This is a genomic window from Verrucomicrobiota bacterium (assembly GCA_027622555.1).
In the GTDB taxonomy this organism is placed as follows: Bacteria; Verrucomicrobiota; Verrucomicrobiia; order Opitutales; family UBA2995; genus UBA2995.
In genome coordinates this window covers 1-7,712 of sequence record JAQBYJ010000185.1, presented here as the reverse complement: position 1 = coordinate 7,712, position 7,712 = coordinate 1, and the positions used below count along the sequence as shown (strand labels likewise).

Below are 7,712 nucleotides of genomic sequence, written 5' to 3'. Positions count from 1 at the left end.
GGCATTTCGATTTTCCTGACGGCGCCTGTTTTGCTGTGTACTCAATCCAACGGACAAAATACCGCGGTGAGTGAAAGGAAAAGGGTCAGAGTGAAAGGAAAAGGGTCAGTGGTCAATAGTCAATTTTTTGAGGCGTTTGGCGTATGGGCACGATCCTTCCGCTTCACGCGCATAGAGACCACAGATCGCACTCACCGAGCGAGCGGTTCCCATATGCAGGCGTTCGGTCAACCAGGAGTTGGTCACTGACGTTTCCCGCTTTAATTTCGCGCCGATGGCTAATTTCCAATCCGCCGAACGTTTTCCGGTCCGGGCATCCGCCGCGGTTTTTCCCAGGCACCCCAGGCAATTTTCCAAATATACCTCCCATCGCGTTCTGTTGAAATCGGCAAGGTCCTCACGCTCAAGCCGCAGAGCCGAGGGCTGCTTTTCAAGTTCTTTGGAAACCGCTTTGCCAAATTCAGAAGATCCCAGGCTCCAGCCGCGACACATACGGCGGTCCAGCTCTTCGATTTCTTGCGGATCATCGGAATTAACCAAGCGGAGATGGTTGAGGTAACGTGTCCATCCTCCCTTGCTGTCATCGAAATCCTCAAAATAGTCCATCCAGGCGCTATCCAGAAACTTGGGACGGCTGTTGCGTTTCGGGAAATGGAACAGGCTCGACCAGGGATATTTTCCGAGCATGGAAATCTCGGCTAATCCCCCTCTAACGGGATTCAAATGGATGTAGTCCACCAGATTCAACCAATGTGGTCCCGGCTCAACTATCAGGGACTTAAACCGTCCTTGGAACAGATGCCCCTGTTCCTTGCGGTACTTATTGAAGCGAACCGCGAAAGTGCCCAACAACCATCGCATCCCCACCGATAGGTTTCCCAGCGGGGTGCCAAGACAAAGGTGATAATGGTTACTCATCAGGCAAAACGCCGAAAGTTCCCAACTGAATTTGTCGCACGCCTGGAACAACGTTTTTATGAAAGAATTTTTTGCTCCTTCGGTTTCGAAGATGTTTCCGCGGTAATTACCTCGATTTAGGACGTGGTACAATCCGGCATTGCTTTCCAATCTGGGCTTACGGGCCATAACCAAACGCAATGCAAAGAAAGTTCTCTGTCAACTTGATAATTGACCACTGACCCTCTTGGGCTTTGCGAACACGTAAGCGGGGCCACTGCCTGGAGGCACTCCGATCGAGAATCCGGAATTCGATGAAGTCTACATGCTTTCACGTTTCGCCGACATCGAGCATTGGCAAACCGTGCAAGATCCAGCAAGCTTGGGCGGAAATGGACCCGATTATGATCTGATGCAAAATACCCGGAAAAAAACTGAATTCCTTCACTATTGAAACATCAGTGCAGTTTTTACATGGTTCACTCTACGGCAGTCCTCCCAAACATATGCCAGCTCTCAAAGAAATTTATAAAAAAAGTGAGTGACGAAACAAACAATCTAAATGGGCTTCACCTGGCAGAAGCATTGACTTTGGCAGCCTTTTTCAATTTTCAACATTAAGTTAACTAACTCCAATGAAGCTCAAAGATAAAATCGCGATCATCACAGGTGCCGCCAGTGGGATTGGCAAGGCACTCTGCGAACGTTTCCATCAAGAAGGCGCGGCCGGTATCGTGGCAGTTGATATCAACGAACAAGGTGCTATCGAGGTGGCTCAATCCGTCAATGGCATCGGCTTTGGAGCAGATGTGTCAATCGAAGCGGATATCATCCGGGTAGTGGAGGAGGCTGAAAAGAAATACGGACGTATCGATGTGTTTGCATCCAACGCAGGAATAGGTGGCACCTTCGATACCGAACACTCAGCATCTGCATCCAACGAAGATTGGCAACGTATCTGGGGGATCAACGTAATGGCTCACATTTATGCAGCCCGCGCTGTCCTGCCGAAGATGATAGAACGTGGCAGCGGCTATTTATTGAACACAGCATCCGCTGCAGGTTTGCTAAGCCAGATCGGCGCAGCCCCCTACTCGGTCACCAAGCATGCAGCCATCGGCTTTGCTGAATCGTTGGCCATCGCTCACCATGACCAGGGCATTCGTGTTTCTGTTATTTGTCCGCAAGCCGTTCGTACCGCCATGACTGCTGGAACGGATGGTGGAGTTGCTGGATGGGACGGCATGATAGAGCCCGATGTAGTATCTTATGCAACGATCCAGGGAATGGATGAGGAACGGTTTCTCATACTTCCTCACCCTGAAGTCCTCACCTACATGCAGCGCAAAACAGCGGACTATGATCGCTGGTTGAGCGGTATGCGACGGTTTCGCGATAAAACCAACGAACGAAAAAACTGAGTTCCTTTTTCTTTGATATTTCATTACAGTGCCGGCAAGGCCACCGTAATTCGCGACTCGAAAGAAAAGAGCCAAGCTGGGGCTTGGCGTTCCCAGGAAAGTCGCGAATAAATTTGCACCTCCTACATCTCCATCCAGGGAATCCTATCACAACACTTTTCGAGCTTGAATTCTACCGAACGGTCGGTAAAACAGTTTAACAAAGAAAACCGATACTAGATCTCAAAACACAGCCCCGTTCTACTCATTCAACTTTAAGCCTCCAACAATCCTTCAATACCCTTGGGCTTCCGTTCCCAGACATCCCATCCTTCTCTAATCTCCATGATTAAAACAAGATTCACCGAAACCTTTGGCATTGAACACCCGATCGTCATGGGAGGCATGCAATGGGTGGGCCGAGCAGAACTCGTTTCTGCCGTAGCGAACGCAGGAGCCCTGGGATTCCTGACGGCACTCACTCAACCGACGCCCGAAGATCTTGTTAAAGAGGTGCAACGCTGTCGCGAAATGACCGACAAACCGTTTGGAGTCAATTTGACGATACTACCGTCGCTCAAGCCAATTCCGTACGATGAGTATCGCCAAGCGATCATCGAGTCAGGGATAAAGGTGGTTGAGACAGCCGGGAACAATCCTTCATCCCACCTTCCCGATTTTAAGAAAGCGGGCGTCAAAGTGATTCACAAATGCACCTCCGTCCGTCATGGATTGACAGCAGAGCGTATTGGCTGCGATGCCATAAGCATGGACGGGTTCGAATGCGCCGGTCATCCGGGTGAGGACGACGTGACCAACCTCGTCTTACTACCCATTGCTCGGGACAAAATAAAAATACCCATGATTGCTTCCGGCGGACTTGGCGACGCACGCGGCCTAGTAGCAGTTCTCGCACTCGGTGCAGAAGGCATGAATATGGGAACGCGATTCATGGCAACCAAAGAGTCGCCTGTTCATGATAACGTGAAGCAGCAGATGGTAAAGAACGATGAGCGCGCGACAGAAATGATTTTTCGCACACTGAAAAACACGGCCCGTGTAGCGAGCAATAGTGTGAGCCGGGAAGTCGTTGCCATCGAGGCGAAAGGCAATGCAACTATCGATGACCTCGCCCACCTCGTATCCGGACAGCGGGGACGCCTTGTCTTTGAAAAGGGAGATGTAGAACACGGCATATGGTCAGCAGGAATGGTTCAAGGACTCATCCACGACATCCCGACTTGCAAGGAGCTCATCGATCGCATCATGGAAGAAGCCAGTCAAATCATCAATAGGCTCCAGAGCCTTAAATCATAGCATCAGAACACTCAGTATACATTTTTGAATAACAATAGAAAATCATTCTCAATCTAAACAGAAATAACCATGGAATACGAAACAGTTCTCTACGAAGAAAAAGACAAGGTGGCTATCGTCACATTAAACCGCCCAGACCGCATGAATGCGATCACAAGACAACTACAGGCTGATCTATTCGATGCGCTCCATCGAGCAGAAGAAAACGAGGATGTCCGTGTTATCATCCTGACCGGTGCAGGCCGTGGATTTTGCGCAGGTGCGGATATGAAACTCCTCGGCAATACGTCGACTTCGGATTGGTCCAATGTTTCAAACGAAGAGTGGGTAAAGGAGAATTGCAAAATGCACCCACGCGACGATACGAGAGAGGATTTCCGGAAAACCAACAGTTATTTCCCTGCGATCAGCAAACCGATAATTGGTGCACTCAACGGAGCCACCGTCGGCCTCGGCTTTGTGCTTCCGCTTTATTGCGACATTCGTTTCGCCTCCGATCAGGCAAGATTCGGAACGGCTTTCGCCCAGCGCGGACTGATCGCCGAACACGGCGTAAGCTGGATGCTCCCCCGGCTAATCGGCATCTCCAACGCCTTTGATCTCCTCTACTCAGCACGTTTGATCAACGCAGATGAAGCGCTTCGCATGGGATTGGTCAGCCGGGTGATTCCACATGATTCATTGATGGATGAAGTTTTGAAATACGCCAACCACCTCGCCAACAATGTATCACCGCGCTCGTTGAGATTAATAAAAAAAGAGGTCTACAACGCTCTATTTCAAACCCTCGCGGAAGCCACAGACGCCGCCAACCTCGACATGGCCGACAGCTTCCGTTGCGATGACTTCAAAGAAGGGGTGGCCCACTTTGTCGAGAAGCGAGCGCCGAATTTTACAGGGAAGTAGGGTCAATATTCCTTAAATCAAGGTAGGGCTCGATTGCCAAGCGAGCCGTCGTTGTCACGGCGGTTTTGGCTACCGAGAAGCTTGCGACATCACCCAAACCGCCCTACCATTTCATGGGTGGTTCTACCCCCCCACCAACTCACCCAGCTCAGTCCAATTCTTCACACGTAAATGGGAGACCGACACATCAGGCGCTGTAGCATGCGCGTGCAACCAAACAGGAATCAGACCAGCACCGGTTGAACCCATCACATCGTTTTCCCATAGGTCACCCACGTACCAGGTCGACGAAGGCTCGGCTCCCAATTGTTTAACCGCGTCTTTGAAAATCTGGGGGTGCGGTTTTCGCAGCCCAAACTCTGCGCTTGAAATGACGAAGCTAAAAGCTTCCGGTACTGAGAGGGTCTCCAAGTCATTTCGTAAAAGATCTGCGCTGAAGATCGAGTTGCTGACCACGCCCATGGGAATGTCTAGTGACATGAGCGCCCGAAGTACACGACTGGCATCCTTTGGAGGTGAGTAGGAAATAATGGTCGAGCGGATTATACGCTCCATCGACCCAGCTTGACCTGCATGCTTCCATATCAGATGGGATTCCAGCCACTTCCTTAGACGAAACTCTTCCAATCCATCTCGGTACATTCCATCCATCGCTGCGGCGAGCTCGACAGGAAGATCAAATCCTTTTTCTACGAATGGCTTGAAGGTGTCATTTTTCAAATGAGTCCTCACTCTCATACTAAGACCGCCCGACATACTGTCACTAAGCAGCGTGCTGCCGAGGTCGAAGAGTATCGCCTTCGGAACTTTGTTTTTGATGTTTATTCGCTTCTCCACGCTAGTTCAACGGTTTTACTTATTATCCAAATACTTCCTCGACCTTATGAATTGCTTTTAGGCGAACACCTTTCTCCGTCTGCTGGACGGTGCATAGCTCATTGATCGGATCATGCTCGAGAAAGAGAAAATAGTCTTCTTTTGCGGCTTGATCCAATAACTTGACCTTTTCTTCCATCGTTACCAACGGCCTTACATCATAGCCCATCACATAAGGAATGGGAAGGTGCCCAACTGAAGGAATCAGGTCGGCCACAAATACCAAGGTTTTTCCATCGATCTTAATTCGCGGTAACATTTGAGCTTCCGTGTGTCCATGAACCCGCATGATATCGATACCTGGTAGAAGAGAATCTCCTTCAGCTAGAAATTTGAGTTGGCCACTTTCCTGAATCGGAAGGATATTTTCGCGTAGAAAGGAGGCCACCTCCCTGGGGTTAGGATTCGTTGCCCAGCCCCAATGCTCCTCGTTGCTCCAATAAGTGGCATTGGGGAATGAAGGAATCAGATGTTCTTTCGTGGAGTCGTATTGAATACATCCGCCGCAATGATCGAAATGCAGGTGGGTAAGGAAAACATCCGTGATGTCCGCTCTATTGAACCCGTAGCGTGCGAGAGATCTGTCCACCGAATCGTCTCCATGCAGGTAGAAATAACTAAAGAACTTTTCCGTCTGCTTGTCTCCCATACCGGTATCCACAAGCATGAGTCGGTTTCCATCTTCGATCAGGAGCGATCTCATTGCCCAACTGCACATATTGTTTTCATCTGCTGGATTGGTCCTTTGCCAGAGAGTTTTTGGAACCACGCCAAACATGGCACCTCCATCCAGTTTAAAGTGGCCGGTATTAACCGAATATAGTTTCATTAAGTATGGAAAAAAGAGTTTTGTGTAGAAGGCTGTTGATAAGAACCACAGTATAACCAAGATTTCAAAATCAAAGCACAAGAAAATGGGAGATAGCAATTTGATCGAGCCACGTCCTATGCATCGTTTCGACGAGGATAGGCTAAATACTTATCTGGAAAACGAACTCGATGGTTACTCCGGTCCCTTGAAGGTTCAGCAATTTGAAGGCGGCCAGTCCAACCCTACCTTTCTATTGACAACACCCTGCGGTCGATACGTGTTGAGAAAGAAACCACCTGGCGATCTTTTGCCAAGTGCGCACGCCGTGGAGCGGGAATACCGCCTCTACGCAGGCCTTCAGGATACCAATGTCCCAGTACCCCGCATTTATCTACTTTCAGAGGACAGCTCCATAATTGGAACTCCGTTTTTCGTCATGGAGTATCTCGAAGGACGTGTATTCAAAGACCCGGCGCTCCCGGACGACTCACCCGAGGACCGTAAACATATTTACTCTGACATGGTTCGAGTGCTGGCGGCTCTTCACACGGTTGACTATGAGACGGCAGGACTTTCCAACTACGGGAAACCAGGCAGCTACTTCGTCCGCCAAACCGGACGATGGACCAAGCAATACCTGGCAGCCCGGACACATGAGATTCCTTCCATGGATAATCTCATCAAATGGTTGCCTGAGAACATGCCCAGTGACGACAGCACCAGTATCGTGCATGGCGACTATCAGCTCTATAACATGATGTATCATGAGACGGAGCCAAAATGTATCGCCGTTTTGGATTGGGAATTGTCGACTCTGGGAAATCCACTCGCTGACCTGGCATACAATTGCATGAAATACCATGAGCATCAGGATGGTGACGGAATTTCGGCCGTAGACGGAATTCCCAGTGAAACCGAAATGGTGGAAGACTATTGCCGACTTACCGGTAGACAAGACATCGAGAATTGGAACTTCTGCCTGGCATTCTCCTTCTTCCGTTTAGCCAGTATTATTCAAGGTGTCTACAAGCGCGGACTACAGGGAAATGCGAGTTCATCCTCCGCGGTCGAAATGAAAGATCGTATAGCTTTTACATCGGACATCGGCTGGCGAATAGCCAATCGGTAAAAGGTAGATTTGGAAGCTGGCGGAGTTAAAAGCTCTTGGCCAACATTGATCTCAAAACTTGGTAGGGCGACGGCATCTTGCCGCGCCGATTTTCCGTATGAATCAAATCATTCTCGCCAATAGTCGAGCATCCACTGCCATTCTTCCGCGCTTTTGCACAGTCCCTTCCTAACGGGGTTTTGACGAATATAATCGGCCTTCCCATCCAGACTTTCCCAATTACGAATCCGATGATCGAAAAAATCCCTCTGCCATTTAATACCACAGTGTTTAGCCAAATAACCTTTCCAGGAAGAAATGAACTTCTTCATTTCCGTATCCTGAGGAAATGAAACTAGTGCGTGCAAATGATCCGGCATCAAAACGAGTAATCTAC

At 49.4% G+C, this 7,712-nt stretch carries 8 protein-coding genes; 4 read left to right on the top strand and 4 right to left on the bottom strand.

What is annotated here, in order from left to right:
- Positions 1–105: 105 nt before the first annotated feature.
- Entirely contained in the window at positions 106–1,086 is a 981-nt protein-coding gene (locus O3C43_24090; GenBank protein MDA1069567.1) for a transposase, read from the bottom strand.
- Positions 1,087–1,532: 446 nt separating this feature from the next.
- Here O3C43_24090 and O3C43_24085 point away from each other — a divergent pair, with 446 nt between their 5' ends.
- The 3 genes from O3C43_24085 to O3C43_24075 all read left to right on the top strand — a co-directional run bounded on the left by O3C43_24085 (position 1,533) and on the right by O3C43_24075 (position 4,520).
- Positions 1,533–2,318 carry an SDR family oxidoreductase gene (locus O3C43_24085; protein MDA1069566.1) on the top strand — a complete coding sequence of 262 codons (786 nt, stop codon included), beginning with the start codon at positions 1,533–1,535 and terminating at the stop codon, positions 2,316–2,318.
- Between the two features lie 324 nt (positions 2,319–2,642).
- Positions 2,643–3,614 (top strand): nitronate monooxygenase family protein, encoded by a 972-nt coding sequence (locus tag O3C43_24080; GenBank protein ID MDA1069565.1) that lies wholly within the window; start codon positions 2,643–2,645, stop codon positions 3,612–3,614.
- A 69-nt stretch (positions 3,615–3,683) separates the two neighbouring features.
- The gene (locus O3C43_24075) at positions 3,684–4,520 is read left to right on the top strand and encodes an enoyl-CoA hydratase (protein ID MDA1069564.1); all 837 of its coding nucleotides are present in this window, start codon (positions 3,684–3,686) and stop codon (positions 4,518–4,520) included.
- A 123-nt stretch (positions 4,521–4,643) separates the two neighbouring features.
- Here the strand turns inward: O3C43_24075 and O3C43_24070 are convergent, their stop codons facing one another.
- Together O3C43_24070 and O3C43_24065 are read right to left on the bottom strand one after the other, a co-directional pair.
- The gene (locus O3C43_24070) at positions 4,644–5,357 is read right to left on the bottom strand and encodes an HAD family hydrolase (GenBank protein MDA1069563.1); all 714 of its coding nucleotides are present in this window, start codon (positions 5,355–5,357) and stop codon (positions 4,644–4,646) included.
- Between the two features lie 22 nt (positions 5,358–5,379).
- Entirely contained in the window at positions 5,380–6,225 is an 846-nt protein-coding gene (locus O3C43_24065) for an MBL fold metallo-hydrolase (protein MDA1069562.1), read from the bottom strand.
- A 118-nt stretch (positions 6,226–6,343) separates the two neighbouring features.
- On the opposite strand from O3C43_24065, the gene O3C43_24060 reads away from it, so the two are divergent.
- A complete protein-coding gene (locus O3C43_24060; GenBank protein MDA1069561.1) occupies positions 6,344–7,336 on the top strand; it encodes a phosphotransferase in 993 nt (330 codons plus the stop codon).
- Positions 7,337–7,443: 107 nt separating this feature from the next.
- On the opposite strand, the gene O3C43_24055 is transcribed toward O3C43_24060, so the two are convergent.
- On the bottom strand, positions 7,444–7,712 hold a 269-nt coding region (locus tag O3C43_24055), incomplete at its 5' end, for a transposase (protein ID MDA1069560.1).